The organism is Pseudomonas sp. LBUM1653 (assembly GCF_059716115.1).
The window spans coordinates 203,841-219,749 of the sequence record NZ_CP166803.1; the positions used below are offsets into that span (position 1 = coordinate 203,841).

General features: G+C 59.8%; 13 protein-coding genes and 1 pseudogene. 13 read left to right on the top strand and 1 reads right to left on the bottom strand.

Annotation, left to right across the window (positions count from 1 at the left end; genetic code table 11):
* The first annotated feature begins 244 nt into the window (after positions 1-244).
* The 10 genes and pseudogenes from ACA054_RS00955 to ACA054_RS01000 all read left to right on the top strand — a co-directional run bounded on the left by ACA054_RS00955 (position 245) and on the right by ACA054_RS01000 (position 9,251).
* Positions 245-1,069: an energy transducer TonB gene (locus tag ACA054_RS00955; RefSeq protein WP_497687802.1), complete on the top strand. Its 825-nt coding sequence runs from the start codon at positions 245-247 to the stop codon at positions 1,067-1,069.
* A gap of 44 nt (positions 1,070-1,113) precedes the next feature.
* Entirely contained in the window at positions 1,114-1,839 is a 726-nt protein-coding gene (locus ACA054_RS00960; protein ID WP_497687803.1) for a MotA/TolQ/ExbB proton channel family protein, read from the top strand.
* Position 1,840: 1 nt separating this feature from the next.
* Positions 1,841-2,242: an ExbD/TolR family protein gene (locus ACA054_RS00965; RefSeq protein ID WP_008055381.1), complete on the top strand. Its 402-nt coding sequence runs from the start codon at positions 1,841-1,843 to the stop codon at positions 2,240-2,242.
* A 303-nt stretch (positions 2,243-2,545) separates the two neighbouring features.
* Positions 2,546-3,127 (top strand): alpha/beta hydrolase, encoded by a 582-nt coding sequence (locus ACA054_RS00970; protein WP_497687804.1) that lies wholly within the window; start codon positions 2,546-2,548, stop codon positions 3,125-3,127.
* Between the two features lie 56 nt (positions 3,128-3,183).
* Complete coding sequence (locus tag ACA054_RS00975; RefSeq protein ID WP_497687805.1) at positions 3,184-4,107, top strand: sigma 54-interacting transcriptional regulator; 924 nt, start codon at positions 3,184-3,186, stop codon at positions 4,105-4,107.
* A 271-nt stretch (positions 4,108-4,378) separates the two neighbouring features.
* Positions 4,379-5,161 (top strand): MetQ/NlpA family ABC transporter substrate-binding protein, encoded by a 783-nt coding sequence (locus ACA054_RS00980; protein WP_095192416.1) that lies wholly within the window; start codon positions 4,379-4,381, stop codon positions 5,159-5,161.
* A 334-nt stretch (positions 5,162-5,495) separates the two neighbouring features.
* Positions 5,496-6,160, top strand: a pseudogene (locus ACA054_RS00985) (amino acid ABC transporter permease).
* Entirely contained in the window at positions 6,141-6,800 is a 660-nt protein-coding gene (locus ACA054_RS00990) for an amino acid ABC transporter permease (protein WP_497687806.1), read from the top strand. The pseudogene ACA054_RS00985 and the gene ACA054_RS00990 overlap by 20 nt, the downstream one beginning before the upstream one ends.
* A complete protein-coding gene (locus ACA054_RS00995; protein ID WP_497687807.1) occupies positions 6,797-7,966 on the top strand; it encodes a transporter substrate-binding domain-containing protein in 1,170 nt (389 codons plus the stop codon). Before ACA054_RS00990 ends, ACA054_RS00995 begins: the two co-directional genes overlap by 4 nt.
* A gap of 256 nt (positions 7,967-8,222) precedes the next feature.
* A complete protein-coding gene (locus ACA054_RS01000; protein WP_497687808.1) occupies positions 8,223-9,251 on the top strand; it encodes an RHS repeat-associated core domain-containing protein in 1,029 nt (342 codons plus the stop codon).
* 13 nt (positions 9,252-9,264) lie between these two features.
* Here ACA054_RS01000 and ACA054_RS01005 read toward each other — a convergent pair whose 3' ends face one another.
* Entirely contained in the window at positions 9,265-10,461 is a 1,197-nt protein-coding gene (locus tag ACA054_RS01005) for an AAA family ATPase (RefSeq protein WP_497687809.1), read from the bottom strand.
* A 193-nt stretch (positions 10,462-10,654) separates the two neighbouring features.
* On the opposite strand from ACA054_RS01005, the gene ACA054_RS01010 reads away from it, so the two are divergent.
* From ACA054_RS01010 to ACA054_RS01020, 3 genes are read left to right on the top strand one after another with little or no spacing between them, the layout of a single operon-like run.
* Complete coding sequence (locus ACA054_RS01010) at positions 10,655-11,758, top strand: efflux RND transporter periplasmic adaptor subunit (protein ID WP_497687810.1); 1,104 nt, start codon at positions 10,655-10,657, stop codon at positions 11,756-11,758.
* A complete protein-coding gene (locus ACA054_RS01015) occupies positions 11,755-12,822 on the top strand; it encodes an efflux RND transporter periplasmic adaptor subunit (protein WP_497687811.1) in 1,068 nt (355 codons plus the stop codon). The genes ACA054_RS01010 and ACA054_RS01015 overlap by 4 nt, the downstream gene beginning before the upstream one ends.
* Positions 12,819-15,872: an efflux RND transporter permease subunit gene (locus ACA054_RS01020; RefSeq protein WP_497687812.1), complete on the top strand. Its 3,054-nt coding sequence runs from the start codon at positions 12,819-12,821 to the stop codon at positions 15,870-15,872. The genes ACA054_RS01015 and ACA054_RS01020 overlap by 4 nt, the downstream gene beginning before the upstream one ends.
* Positions 15,873-15,909 lie beyond the last annotated feature (37 nt).

Sequence of the window (15,909 nt, forward strand, 5' to 3'; positions counted from 1 at the left end):
CCTGGGGGAATATTTTCGATGCCTCAAAAGCATGTGTTTTCGGCCGCCTGGCTTGAGCCCTTATGGGACAAGGCCTGCAGCGGATCGAGCGTTTTTCATATTCATTTTAGATCTAGGTTTAACGTTAAATATTACTTTAAGAGATAAGCGTCTAACTCAATGATTAACCCATCGATACGTCGTTCGGGGGATGTCGGGTTCGGCGTATCGGGTAATTCGCAAAGAGACCGCAGGGAGTAAATCAATGGGCAATGTCCAGACCGCCGCCGGCGCACACGAGGTGCTTTGGCGCCAGGCGCCAGGTGGCGAGTTGGTCGACCTCGGGCGGGTGCACCGCGTGCCCTTGGGCCAGCTGCGTTTGCAGCGTGCGCCCAAGGGCATCCTGAGCCAACGCGAAGCGATACTACTCGGTGTGCTGGCGTTGCTGGTGCACGGTGCGGTGATCTACTGGGTCAATCAGCAGCCGACCAAAGAATTGCCAATCGTGCCGCCGGAAATTCCGCCAATGACCATCGAGTTTTCGCGTCCGGCGCCGCCAGTAGTCGAACCGCCGCCACCTCCACCGCCACCAGTACCGCCACCGCCACCGGTCGTCGAGCCTCCGCCACCCGTGGTGGATGAATTGGCAGCCAAACCGGCGCCGCCAAAACCGATTCCCAAGCCAAAGCCGATCGTTAAACCGGTACCAAAACCAGCGCCCAAAGCAGTCGAGCAACCGCCCGCGCCGCCACAACCGGCTGCTCCGGTCGCGGCTGCGGCGCCACCTGCGCCGCCCGCGCCTGCACCGTTGACACCCGCCTCGGCCAATGCCGCATACCTGAAAAATCCGGCGCCGGAATACCCGTCGCTGGCCCAGCGTCGCGGTTGGGAAGGCTCGGTGTTGTTGCGCGTACATGTGCTGGCCAATGGCAAACCCGGCGAGATCCAGATTCAGAAAAGTAGCGGCCGCGAGGCCCTGGACGAGGCGGCATTAAGCGCCGTGAAACGCTGGAGTTTCGTGCCGGCCAAGCAGGGTGATGTGGCCCAGGATGGCTGGGTCAGCGTACCCATCGATTTCAAGATTCATTAAACCGACACCTATTTAGCGCGAAACGTTTACACGAGGAATTCACCATGACGTTATTGGCATCTCCACTCGAATCCATCGAAAGCGCGGTGATCTGGCTGCTGGTGGTCTTTTCCGTCGCCACTTGGGGCCTGGCGTTACTCAAGGGCGTGCAGTTCGGTCGCCTGAAAGCCCAGGACCGGAAATTTCATAAGCAGTTTTGGGCAGCTTCGAGCCTGGATTCGGCAGCAGAATTAGCCGAAACCCAACCCGGCGCTGCGGCGCGGGTGGCACAGGCCGGTTACGCGGCAATCCAGGTGGGCGAGGCGCCACAGGCGGCGGATTTGAGCCAGGCGATCAATCATCAGGATCGTCTTGAACGGGCCTTGCGTCAGCAGATCGTGCGCGAACGCCGTTCGCTGGAAAGCGGGCTGGCGGTGGTTGCGAGTATTGGTAGCACCTCGCCGTTCATTGGTTTGTTCGGCACGGTGTGGGGAATCATGGAAGCGTTGAAGGGCATCAGCGCAGCGGGCTCGGCGAGCCTGGAAACAGTTGCCGGACCCATCGGTGCAGCGTTGGTTGCCACCGGTGTGGGGATCGCTGTCGCGGTGCCGGCTGTGCTGGTCTACAACTACTTTTTGCGTCGCTTGAAGCTGACGGCGGCGGACCTGGACGACTTCGCCCACGACTTCTACAGCCTGGCGCAGAAGAGTTCGTTCCGCGTGTTGATCCATCCGACGGCGCACAAGGTTGCGGTATCGGGTAACGCGCAAAAAGTGAAGGAGGCATCCTGATATGGCCTTCTCCACGCAAGACAGCGATGAGGTACTGAGCGAGATCAACGTGACACCGCTGGTGGACGTGATGCTGGTGCTACTGGTGGTGTTCATCGTCACCGCGCCGCTGCTGACCAATGCGATCCCGATCAACCTGCCCAAGACCGAAGCCGTGGCGCCGGTGGAGCAGAAGGACCCGCTGGTGGTGAGTATCGACGGGGCCGGCAAGCTGTTTATCAACAAGGATGAAATCCAGCCAGATTTGCTGGAGTTCAAGCTCCAGGCGGCCAAGGCCAAAGACCCCGAAGTGCGGGTGCAATTGCAGGCCGACGACGGGGTGAATTACGGCGAAGTGGCACGGGCAATGGCGTCGATCGAGCGGGCAGGGATTACCAAATTATCGGTGATCACCGCGCGCTGACAGATTTTCGATTTTCCGGGGCCGTCTCCTTGGCAGGGTGCGGCCCTTTTTTTATTTCGCGTCTTCACACCAAGATCGTTCCCACGCGCAGCAAAGGAATGCCTCTATGGACGCTCCGCGTCCGCTTCGGCAGGGACGCGGAGCGTCCCGGGCTGCATTCCCACGCAGAGCGTGGGAACGATCAAGCATATCTGTGTTGTATATTCGATATAGGTCTTAATAAATAGCTTCTTATTCCTTAACGAATATAAAACCCCTCCCTATACTCGATCAGGAACAGACACGCAGCCGGAGAGCTCCCCCATGCGCAACGAATCAATTCGCTACCTGATTGTGCCGGGCTGGCAAGGATCGCCAGACGATCATTGGCAAAGCCACTGGCAGAACAGCCTGCCGAACAGCGCACGGGTTGAGCAGGCCGACTGGCTGACGCCGCGTCGTGAAGACTGGGTGGCGGCACTGGCCGAGGCCATTGCCGCCGACAGCACCCCCGTCATCCTGATCGCCCATAGCCTTGGCTGCATCACCGTCGCGCATTGGGCAGCTACCGCGCCTGTGCAGTTTCTGCGTCAGGTACGCGGCGCCTTGCTGGTCGCGCCGGCGGACGTCGAGCGCCCGGCCTGCGCGCCGGCCCTGCGCAATTTCGCACCGATTCCAACCGATCTGTTGCCGTTTCCCAGCCAAGTCGTCAGCTCCGACAACGACAGCGCCGTCAGCGCGCCGCGGGCAATGGAGCTGTCGCGTAACTGGGGCGCGGAAGCGGGGATCCTGGCGGGTGCCGGGCACATCAATGTGAAGTCGGGTCATCAGCGTTGGGAGCAGGGTTTTGCCTATCTCTATCGTCTGCAAAACCGCATGGAACACCACGCCCTGCGTCGCGCCTGAACCTTTTGTTTTTTTCAACGCCCCCGTCCTTTGGCGGTTTGGGGCAGGAGTCTGCCATGAGCTTTGAAACCTTCGGTCAGCCGCTGCTGACCTTTCCCGACGCTGAAAAAAGTCCCCTGAGTATCCGCGCCAAGGCGCTGGTATTCGTCGACCCGCGCTCGCGGCAATTGCGCCAGGAGCTGGAACAGCTGGCGCCGCGCTCGATCTCGGTGCTGATCCGTGGCGAAACCGGCAGTGGCAAGGAGCTGCTGGCCCGGCACATCCATCGCGCCAGTGATCGCGGCGGATTGTTCGTCTCGGTCAATTGCGGGGCGATCAGCCCAACCTACGCCGACGCCGAATTGTTCGGTTATACCGCCGGCAGTTACAGCGGTTCGGCCAGCAGCCGCGCCGGTTGGTTCGGTTCGGCCAACGGCGGCACGCTGTACCTGGATGAAATCGGCGACCTGCCGCTGCTGATCCAGATCAAATTGCTAGCCGCCCTGGAACACCACGAAGTGACCCGCGTCGGTGCGCATCAACCGAGCCCGGTGGACGTGCGTCTGGTGGCCGCCACCAGCATCGACCTGGCCCAGGCCGTCGCCGTCGGTAAATTCCATGAGCGGCTCTACCACTACCTCAGTGAAGGCCAGCTCGAACTGCCGGCATTGCGCGAGCGGGTGGGCGACATCCTGTCGCTGGCCGAATACTTCCTCGGCATCTACAGCCAGCGCCTGGACCTGCCAGTGCCACTGATCAGCGAGGCCGCGCAAGCGGTGCTGGAGCGACACAGCTGGCCGGGCAATACCCGGGAGCTGGAAAACGTCATTCACTTTGCGCTGTTGGTGAGTACCGGTGAGGAGATTTTGCCGGAGCATTTGAATTTGCCTGAAGTCGGCCTGAAGCAGATCGAACAGCAGCTCAAGCAGATTCTCGGCAATGCTTCCGACACCGAAAAAGACATCTTGAAACAGGTACTTAAGGACACTGGCCTCCTGTAGGAGCGAGCCTGCTCGCGAAAAATTTGAAGGCGCCGCTGGGCATCTGGCTCTGCGCGTTATCGTTCACGACCATCGCGAGCATGCTCGCTCCTACAGGGAACATGCGGGTTAGAGCTGTATGAACGAAATGGAATATGAAAGTGAATAAAAGATATTGTTCGGGAATAAAAAATCCCGGTATTGTCCGCGTCACGCCAGAGATAGCACTTCGCTGGCACTTAAATATCTAGCCGTCGCCACAAGCGACCGTGATTTTCGATAAGGACACTGCATGAAAAAGGTTCTGTTGTTCACCGCACTGGCGGCTGCCCTGACTACGGGCCTGGCCCAGGCTGGCGAAAAACTGGTGGTTGCGGCAACCCCGATTCCACACGCCGAAATTCTTGAACTGATCAAGCCAACCCTCGCCAAAGAAGGCGTGGACCTGGAAATCAAAGTCTTCACCGACTACGTTCAGCCGAACGTGCAGGTTGACCAGAAGCGTCTGGACGCCAACTACTTCCAGACCCTGCCGTACCTGAAAAGCTTCAACGAAGGTAAAGGCACTCACCTGGAAACCGTGATCGGCGTTCACGTTGAACCGTTTGGCGGCTACTCGAAGAAAGTCAAAACCCTGGCCGAGCTGAAAGACGGCGCGACCATTGCCATCCCGAACGAAGGTAGCAACAGCGGCCGGGCCCTGATCCTGCTGCAGAAGGCTGGCCTGATCGAGTTGAAAGACCCGAAAAACGCCCTGGCCACCCCGAAAGACATCGCCAAGAATCCGCACAACTTCAAGTTCAAGGAGCTTGAGTCCGCCATGTTGCCGCGTGTGCTGGATCAGGTCGACCTGGACATGATCAACACCAACTACGCGCTGGAAGCGGGTCTGAACCCGGCTAAAGACGCACTGGTGATCGAAGGTGCCGATTCGCCTTACGTGAACTTCCTGGTGGCTCGTCCTGATAACAAGGACAGCGTTGCGATCCAGAAACTGGCCAAGGCATTGACCAGCCCGGAAGTGAAAGCATTCATCGAGAAGAAGTACAGCGGCGCGGTTCTGCCGGCGTTCTGATTCGCGAGGTAAACCCTTCAAGGTTACCAACGCCGACGGCTGATACAGCGTCGGCGTTTTTTTGCGTGATCGTTCCCACGCGCAGCAAAGGAATGCCTCAACGGACGATCTGCGTTCGGCTTTTGATTGGAACGCGGAGCGTCCCGGGCTGCATTCCCACGCGGAGCGTGGGAACGATCTCAGACCCACGGATAGTTTTTTGCGTGATATCAATATGCTTTAACGGTATTTAAATTCTTATTTTTATACCTTTAAAGTTGGTGCTTGCCGGGCCGTTATTCATGGCCCGTGGACTGCACCACCGTCGCTTACCGAGCGGCGTCCAGGAAGTTCAATGAACTTCGATTACGCGTTTATCCTCAGCACCCTGCCGGCGTTTATCAAGGCCGTGGGTGTGACGCTGCAGGTCGGATTTATCGCCATCGGCACCTCGTTGCTGGTAGCGCTGATCAACGCGACGATTCTGGTGTTTCGCACGCCTTACTTGCAGCGCCTGGTTGGCCTGTATGTCGAACTGGCGCGCAACACTCCCTTGTTGATTCAACTGTTCTTCGTCTATTTCGCCTTGCCGGCCTTGGGCATCAAGGTTTCGGGTTTCGCCGCGGCGATCATCACCATGACCTTCCTCGGCGGTGCCTACCTCACCGAAGTGCTGCGTGCCGGAGTGGATGCGGCCCCCAGGCGCAGCTCGAGTCCGGCCGCTCCATCGGACTGTCCCACGGGCAACTTCTGCGCTACGTGATCCTGCCGCAAGCGGGCATCCTCAGCCTGCCTTCGCTGTTCGCCAACTTCATTTTCCTGCTCAAGGAAACCACGGTGGTCTCGGCGGTGGCGGTGCCGGAAATTCTCTACACCACCAAGAGCTACATCGCGCTCTATTACAAAACCTACGAAATGCTCGCCGTGTTGACGCTGATTTGCGTGCTGTTGTTCTTGCCGCTGTCGCTGTTGCTCAGCCGTCTGGAAAGGAGGCTCCAGCATGGCCAGTTCGGGTCTTGAGTTGTTGTGGGTGTCGTTGCCGCAACTGGGCAAGGGCGCAGTGCAAACCCTGTCGATTTCCTTCCTGAGCATCGCCATCAGCACCGTAGGCGGCGTGCTTTATGGCGTGCTGCGCTCGTTGAATGTGACATGGCTGAACGCGATCCTGCGGGTCTATCTGGAGCTGTTCCGGGCGATCCCGGTGCTGGTCTGGCTCTACTTGTTGTTCTTCGGCCTGCCGATTTTTTTCGGCCTGAGCATTGCGAGCTTCTGGTGCGCGGTGCTGGTGTTGTCGTTGTGGGGCGCCAGTGAGGTCGGCGAAGTGGTGCGCGGTGCGTTGCATTCGTTGCCGCCCGGGCAGCGTGAAGCCGGATTATCCATTGGCCTGGACGGCCCGCAACTCTACGGCTACGTGCTGTTGCCACAAGCGTTGAAGCGCATGACGCCGCCGACCATCAACGTCTACACGCGCATCATCAAGACCAGCTCCCTGGCAGTGCTCATCGGTGTGGTGGACGTGATCAAGGTCGGCCAGCAGATCATCGAACGCACCTACGAATCGGTGCTGATCTACGGCGCGCTGTTCCTGTTTTTCTTTTTCATTTGCTACCCGCTCTCGGCCGCCTCGCGCGTGCTGGAACGGCGCTGGACGCAAGCATGAGCGCATTGATCGAGTTCAAGGGTTTCAACAAGTTCTTTGGCGAGCAGCAGGTGCTCAATGGCATTGACCTGCGTGTGAAGTCGGGCGAGGTGATCGTCATCCTCGGCCCCAGCGGCTGCGGTAAAAGCACCTTGCTGCGCTGCCTCAACGGGCTCGAAATTGCCCACAGCGGCAGCCTGGGTTTTGCTGGTCGCGAGTTGCTGGAAAAGGGCACCGACTGGCGCGAAGTGCGGCAGCAGATCGGCATGGTGTTCCAGAGTTATCACCTGTTCCCGCACATGAGCGTGCTCGACAACCTGTTGCTCGGCCCGGTGCTCCCATTGCTGGGCCTTGCGCTGCTGACCGGCTGCAACAAAACCGAAGAGCCACCGAAACCCAAAGTCGCCAGCGAAAGCACGGCGCCGGCCAGTTATCTGGAAAAGATCAAGGCGCGGGACAAACTGATCGTGGGTGTCTTCACCGACAAGCCGCCGTTCGGTTTCGTCAATGAAGCCGGGCGCTACGTCGGTTTCGATACCGACATCGGCCGCCAATTCGCCAAGGATCTGCTGGGCGACGAGAACAAGGTCGAGTTCGTTGCCGTGGAACCGGCGAGCCGCATTCCGTTTCTGCAAAGTGACAAGGTCGATCTGATTCTGGCCAACATGACCGTCACCCCGGAGCGCAAGGAAGCGGTGGAATTCACCAATCCCAATCTCAAGGTGGCGGTGCAGGCATTGGTGCCGCAGGACAGCGGCGTGAAAAACCTCGATGACCTGGCGACCCGCACCACCATCGTCACCACCGGTACCACCGCCGATATCTGGCTGACCAAGAACCATCCGGACTGGAAACTGCTGAAGTTCGAGAAAAACTCCGAGTCCCTGCAAGCCCTGGCCAACGGTCGTGGTGATGCCTATGCACAAGACAATCTGGTGCTGTTCAGCTGGGCCAAGCAGAACCCTGGCTACCGAGTGCTCAGCCAGACTCTGGGCGCCGAAGCGCCGATTGCGCCGGCGGTGAAGAAGGGCAACATCGAACTGCGCGACTGGGTGAATGCCGAGTTGGCGAAGCTGGGTGAAGAGAAATATTTGCTCAAGCTGTACGACCAATATGTGCGTAAAGAACTGAGCGATGACACCAAGCCTGAGAGCGTGATTGTCGAGGGCGGGAAGTGGCAGGGGTGATTCTCTGACTTCTGCGGCGATCTTTCGGCCGTCATCGCGAGCAAGCTCGCTCCCACAGGGGACAAGGGTGGACGCAAATTCTGTGTCCACTGGAGATCACTGTGGGAGCGAGCTTGCTCGCGATTGGATCTTCAGGCTCCGCCTAATCCGGCCAATACCACTGCAGCATGGTTTTTCATCCAAAACTAGCAGTTCTGCTAGGTGCCTTGATCCTTCTGGTCGTGCAGGCTCAATGCCTCGATAGGAGGTGTTCATAATGCTGACAACACAGTTGTGTCGCTATCGCTATGACGCTCTGGACCAACTGATCGGGCGTGAGCCTGTCGGGCAAGAAAAGCTGCAGCGATTTTACCGCCATGAGCATCTGGTGACCGAGCTGCAGGGCCAGGCCAGCCTGAATGTGTTCCAGCACGACAAGCAATTGTTGGCGCTGCAATCACGCCAGGGTGATGCGCTCATCCGCCAGTTGCTGGCCACTGATCAGCAGCGTTCCGTGTTGCAGCTTGTCGATTCCTGTGGAGCGGTGCATCAGGTTTATGCTCCCTACGGTCACCGACATGCCGATACTGGCCTTGGCATTTTGCTGGGTTACAACGGCGAGGCGGTCGATTCGGTCACCGGGCATTATTTGTTGGGCAATGGCCATCGGGCGTTCAGTCCAGTGCTGATGCGGTTCAACAGCCCGGATTCTTTTAGTCCGTTTGGTCGAGGCGGATTGAACACCTATGCCTACTGTCAGGGGGATCCGGTGAACTTCAGGGATCCGACGGGCCAAGCGGCCGAGCAAGACTGGCAACCCTGGCTGAAGGTTGCATTGTCTGTCCTGAGTCTTGTTTCGGGCGGGGTTGGGCTTTTCTCGGCAAGGCGCTCTATCGTACATTCAAAAATCAGGAGTGCATCGGCCTCTACACCGCTCTCAAAAAAAGCCAGGTATGCAGGTATGGCGGGGGCTGTGACGGGAGTTATCGGTGGCGTGGCGGGGGTGACAAGATCCGTTGTGGAGGCCACGGATCCGGATAATTCCTCTCTGGGGCCTCTGCTCATCACAATGGGCGCTTTTAGCGTGTTGTCTTTTGCGGCTTCAGCTACCTCAGTGTCTTTCAACTTTCGTGCTTACAAGATGAACAGGGCCGAAGCAGCTAAGGTTGCCCAACGTGGGTTGGAGCCAGGAAATTATAAAATTCCCAGGGCGAGGTTTATAAAACCGTCAGCCCCAACGTCAATCTCACGGCCCCCCGATTCATTTGACGTGGACCGGCGTAGTGGCGACATTCGAAAATCGTGAGAGGTTCAGAGCCTCAATTCGGCCAATACCACGCTGGCTCATCCAGTATACGCTGCCCGACAATCCCGGTCTGGCCCAGGTTTTTCTCCAGCACGATGCAGTTGCATTCAGGGTCTTCCTGCAACGCCGAAATCAGCCGCCGCGCATGGGATACCACCCACACCTGACACTGCTCCGACGCCCGGATAATCAGCCTCGCCAGCGCCGGCAACAGATCCGGATGCAGACTGGTTTCCGGTTCGTTCAGCACCATCAATGTCGGCGGCCTAGGCGTCAACAATGCCGCCACCAATAGCAAATAACGCAACGTCCCATCCGACAACTCAGCCGCCGACAACGGCCGCAGCAAACCTTCCTGATAGAACTCGATAGCAAAGCGCCCGCCGGCCAGCGGTTCGATATGCAATCGGGCACCGGGAAATGCGTCGCTGATCGCGTTGCGCAATGCCTCGGGGTCGCCGATTTCGATAATGGTCTGCAACGCCGCCGCCAAGTCTCTCCCGTCGTGGTGCAGCACCGGGGTGCGGGTGCCCAGTTGTGGCTGACGCACCGGTGCGTCGGCGTCGCTGCGAAAGTGATCGTAGAAGCGCCAGCGGCGGATGAACTCCCGCGTTTCCAAAACCTCCGGCGAGGTACGCAGGCTGCCGACCTGATCGAACAGACTGTCGAAATTCGGTGTGTGCTGCGCCAACACGTCCCAGCTGCGGTTGGCGCGGGCGCGGATCAACGGGCCATCGCGATCCACCAGCAGGCTCGCTGGACGATAGAATGGTCCGGCCCACAGACACTCGCGCTTGATTTGCGGGTCGAGGCTGAAACGCGATGGAATGGGTAAAGGGTGCCCTGGGAGCATGAAATGACCGTTGGAATCGGGTAGCCCCAGGCTGATCGAATAGCCGAAATCTTCCCCGGAAAACCCCAGTCGCAGACGCTTCACGCCCTGCCGCACCGTCGCCTCGACCGGTACTTCGCCATTGCGCATGCGTCGGCTGATGGTTTCCGGGCCGGCCCAGAAGGTCGAATGGAGTCCACCCTCGCGAGCCAATGCATTGACCACGCCGCCCTGAGCAGTTTCCGCAAGCAGGCGCAGCGCGCGGTAGAGATTGGATTTGCCACTGCCGTTGGGGCCTGTGATCAGGTTTAGCCGACCCAGTGGAATCACCAGTTTATTGATCGAGCGGTAATTGGCCACCGCGAGGGTTTTGAGCATGAAGGACGTTCTCTGTGACCCGCATAGGTAGACGTTGTAAGCCTGCGATTTAACGCTTTTTTATAGATCAAGATCAAAAGATCGCAGCATTCGGAGGCTCCTGCAGAGTAAATGCCGAATTTGCGTGGGCGAAGGTTAAACCCTGTTCTAAGCTGACAGACGAATCGCGCCCGTTAAACGCAAAGGAGTCTGCATGGCTGGTCCCGGATTGAAAATAGCACTTGGCCTGAGCCTGTTGGCTTTGCTGAGCGCTTGCGACGAAGAGAAGCCGGTCGAGAAGGACCGGCCCCGGGTTTTCGTGCAAGAGGTCAAACTGGCCGACTACGCCGTCAACATCACGCTGACCGGTGATGTCCAGGCCCGGGTGCAGACCGAGCTGTCGTTCCGCGTCGGCGGCAAGATCATCCAGCGTACGGTGGATGTCGGTGACCGGGTTTCGGCCAAGCAGGTGCTTGCCAGGCTCGATCCCAAGGACCTGCAGACCAACGTCGATTCGGCCCAGGCCCAGGTCGTCGCCGAGCAGGCCAAGGTCACTCAGAACGCCGCGGCCTTCGTGCGCCAGCAAAAGCTGTTGCCCAAGGGCTATACCAGCCAAAGCGAATACGATTCCGCCCAAGCTGCTTTGCGCAGCACCCAAAGTTCGCTGGCGGCGGCCCAGGCGCAACTGGCCAACGCCCGTGAGCAATTGAGCTACACCGCGTTGATTGCCGACGCGCCGGGCGTGATCACCGCGCGGCAGGCCGAGGTCGGCCAGGTGGTGCAGGCCACGGTACCGATTTTCAGCCTGGCCCGGGACGGTGATCGGGATGCGGTGTTTAACGTCTACGAGTCGCTGCTGGCCGAGCCACCGTCGGATAGGGCGGTGGTGGTCAGCTTGCTGGATAATCCGGCGATCAAAACCACCGGGACCGTGCGCGAAGTCACCCCGGCCGTCTCCGAGCAAACGGGTACGGTGCAGGTCAAGGTTACCCTCGACGCCTTGCCACCAGGGATGCAGTTGGGCTCGGTGGTGAGTGCCACCGCCAATACCCGGGGCAAATCCGCCGTCGAGCTGCCGTGGTCGGCGCTGACCAAAAATGTCAGCGAGCCCGCGGTATGGCTGGTGGATGGCGAGGGCAAGGCGCAATTGCACAACGTCAAGGTTGGCCGCTACCTGACCGGTAAAGTCATTATTAGCGCCGGGCTGACCGGCGGTGAAAAAGTCGTCATCGCCGGCGGCCAGTTGCTGCACCCCGGTGTGAAGGTGGAAATCGCCGAAGACACCTACAAGGACTTGTCCGCGGGGGCTCAGCCATGAAGCGTCTGTTACTGGTGTTCGCCGGTGTGATGCTGGTGGCCTGCTCGAAAGAAGAACCCGCCCCGGAGCCGGTGCGTCCGGTGCTGTCCATCAAGGTGAAGGCACTGAACGAGGAAAATCTCGGGCGTTTCGCCGGCAGCATCCAGGCCCGTTATGAAAGCAATATCGGCTTCCGTGTGCCTGGGCGCATCGCCAGTCGCAGCGTCGATGTCGGTGCCGAAGTCGACAAAGGCGCCTTGCTTGCCACCCTCGATCCCACCGATCAGCAGAATCAGTTGCGTTCGGCCGAGGGCGACCTGGCGAGTATCCAGGCGCAACTCATCAACGCCCAGGCCAGCGCGAGGCGACAGCAGCAATTGTTCGATCGCGGGGTGGGCTCACAGGCGCAACTCGACAGCGCAATCACCGACCTGAAAACCACCCAGGCCTCGCTCGATCAGGCCAGGGCCGCGGTCAGCCAGGCCAGGGATCAGCTCAACTATGTTGAGTTGCGCGCCGATCATAAGGCGGTGGTCACGGCGTGGAGTGCCGAAGCCGGGCAAGTCGTCACCGCCGGCCAGCAGGTAGTGACCCTGGCGCAGCCGGATATCAAGGAAGCGGTGATCGACCTGCCCGACACGCTGGTCGACCAGTTGCCCGCCGACGTGGTGTTTCAAGTCGCCTCGCAACTGAACCCGAGTATTGCCACCACGGCCATTGTGCGTGAAATCGAACCCCAGGCCGAAAGTGCGACCCGCACCCGGCGCGCGCGTCTGACGCTGACCGAGACACCGCCCGCGTTTCGCCTCGGGACGGCGATCAGCGTGACCTTGAGAAGCGCGGTCAAGCCGCGCATCGAACTGCCCCTGAGCGCATTGCAGGAGGTCGACGGCAAAAGCCGCGTCTGGGTCATCGATGCACAGACGCAAACTGTTGCCCCGCGGGATGTCAGCATCGTCAGCCGTACGCAAACTACGGTGGTGCTGGCTAATGATATCAAGGCCGGCGAGCGAGTCGTCAGTGCCGGTGTGAACAGCCTCAAACCGGGGCAAAAAGTGAGAGTCGACGAGGGCAGCCCACAATGAAAGGGAGTTTCAATTTATCCGAATGGGCCCTCAAACATCAGTCGTTCGTCTGGTATTTGATGTTCGTCGCGTTATTGATGGGCGTGTTCTCGTACCTGAACCTGGGTCGCGAGGAAGACCCGTCGTTCACCATCAAGACCATGGTGATCCAGACCCGTTGGCCCGGTGCGACCCAGGAAGAAACCCTCAAGCAGGTCACCGACCGTATCGAGAAAAAACTCGAAGAGCTTGATTCCCTCGACTACGTGAAAAGCTATACCCGCCCCGGCGAATCCACGGTCTACGTGTATTTGCGCGACACCACCAAGGCCAAGGACATTCCGGAAATCTGGTACCAGGTGCGCAAGAAGATCGGCGACATTCGCTACTCATTTCCCCAGGGCATTCAGGGCCCGTCGTTCAACGACGAGTTCGGTGACGTGTTCGGCTCGATCTACGCCTTTACCGCCGACGGCCTGTCGTTGCGCCAGTTGCGAGACTACGTTGAGCAGGCGCGCGCCGATATCCGTGGTGTGCCGGGGTTGGGCAAAATCGAGATGGTCGGCCAACAGGACGAAGTCCTCTACCTGAATTTCTCGACACGCAAACTGGCGGCGCTGGGTATCGACGAACAGCAAGTCGTACAAAGCCTGCAGACCCAGAATGCCGTGACCCCGGCCGGGGTTATCGAAGCCGGTCCGGAGCGGATCTCCGTGCGCACGTCCGGGCAGTTTATTTCCGAGAAGGATCTGGCCAACGTCAACCTGCGGCTCAATGACCGCTTCTATCGGCTGGCCGACATCGCCGAGATCCGCCGTGGTTACGTCGACCCGTCGACCCCGGAGTTTCGCTTCAATGGCCAGCAAGCCATCGGCCTGGCGATCGCCATGCAAACGGGTGGCAACATCCAAGACTTCGGCAAGGCCCTGCACCAGCGGATCAGCGAGCTGACGGCCAATCTGCCGGTGGGCGTCGGCGTACACAACGTGTCCGATCAGTCTGTCGTGGTGGAAGCAGCCGTAGGCGGGTTCACCAGTGCGTTGTTCGAAGCCGTGGTGATCGTTTTGGTGGTCAGCTTCATCAGCCTCGGCGTGCGCGCGGGTCTGGTGGTGGCGTGCTCGATCCCGCTGGTGCTGGCGATGGTGTTTGTGTTCATGGAATACAGCGGCATCACCATGCAGCGGATTTCCCTCGGTGCGCTGATCATCGCGCTGGGCCTGCTGGTGGATGACGCGATGATCACTGTCGAGATGATGGTCTCGCGCCTGGAATTGGGCGATACCAAGGAGCAGGCCGCGACCTTTGCCTACACCTCGACCGCCTTCCCGATGCTCACCGGCACCCTGGTGACGGTGGCGGGTTTCGTACCCATTGGCCTCAATGGCAGCTCGGCCGGTGAATACACCTTCACCCTGTTTGCGGTGATTGCCGTGGCCATGATGGTCTCGTGGGTGGTGGCGGTGCTGTTCGCCCCGGTGATCGGCGTGCACATCCTCAGCGCCAAGCTGAAGCCGCACGCGGCCGAGCCAGGGCGCCTCGGGCGGGCCTTCAATGGCGGCCTGCTGTGGAGCATGCGCAACCGCTGGTGGGCGATCGGCATTACGGTGCTGTTGTTCGGGTTGTCGGTGGTCGGCATGCGCTTTGTGCAGAACCAGTTCTTCCCGGCCTCGGATCGCCCGGAAATCCTCGTGGATCTGAACCTGCCTCAAAATGCTTCCATCGATGAAACCCGCAAAGCCGTGGACAAGCTTGAAGCGACCCTCAAGGGCGATCCCGACATCGTGCGCTGGAGTACTTACATCGGCCAGGGCGCGATTCGTTTCTACCTGCCACTCGACCAGCAACTGCAGAACCCTTACTACGCACAGCTGGTGATTGTGAGTAAAGACTTCGAGACGCGCGCAGCCCTCAGCGACCGCCTGCGCGAACGCCTGCGCAAAGACTTCGTCGGCATCGGCAGTTTCGTGCAAGCGCTGGAGATGGGCCCACCCGTGGGGCGGCCGATCCAGTACCGCGTCAGCGGCCCGGAAATCGACCAGGTGCGCAAGCACGCTATCGATCTGGCCAGCCAACTGGACAAGAATCCGCACATCGGCGAAATCATCTTCGACTGGAACGAGCCAGGCAAGGTGCTGCGCATCGACATCGCCCAGGACAAGGCGCGCCAGCTTGGCTTGTCGTCCGAAGACGTGGCGAACCTGATGAACAGCATCGTCAGCGGCTCGACGGTGACCCAGGTCGACGACGACATCTACCTGATCAACGTGGTCGGCCGCGCCGTGGACGCCGAGCGGGGTTCACCGGATACCCTGCAAAACCTGCAGATCCTCACGCCGGGCGGCACCTCGATTCCACTGCTGGCGTTTGCCTCTGTGCGCTACGAACTCGAGCAACCGCTGGTGTGGCGTCGCGACCGCAAACCGACGATCACCATCAAGACGGCGGTCATCGGTGATATTCAACCAACCGATCTGGTGACACAGCTCAAGCCGGACATCGACAAATTCGCCGCCTCATTGCCGGCAGGGTACAAGGTCGCTACGGGCGGTACGGTGGAGGAAAGCGCCAAGGCCCAAGGGCCGATCAACAAGGTCGTGCCGTTGATGGTGTTCCTGATGGCCACCTTCCTGATGATTCAGCTCCACAGCGTGCAGAAGATGTTCCTGGTGGCCAGCGTCGCGCCGCTGGGCCTGATTGGCGTGGTGCTGGCGCTGGTGCCGACCGGAACGCCGATGGGCTTCGTGGCGATCCTCGGCATATTGGCGCTGATCGGCATCATCATCCGCAACTCGGTGATCCTGGTGACCCAGATCGACGCGTTCGTGGCTGAAGGTTCTTCACCCTGGGATGCCGTGGTGGAAGCCACCGAACATCGTCGGCGACCGATCCTGCTGACCGCGGCGGCGGCGAGCCTGGGCATGATCCCGATTGCCCGGGAGGTGTTCTGGGGGCCTATGGCCTACGCGATGATCGGCGGTATTATAGTCGCCACCTTGCTGACGCTGCTGTTTTTGCCGGCGCTGTATGTGGCCTGGTACAGGATTCGCGAGCCGAAGAAAGAAGTGCAGTAAGGCGAGCGCTGCGCGCTCATCGCGAGCAAGCTCGCTC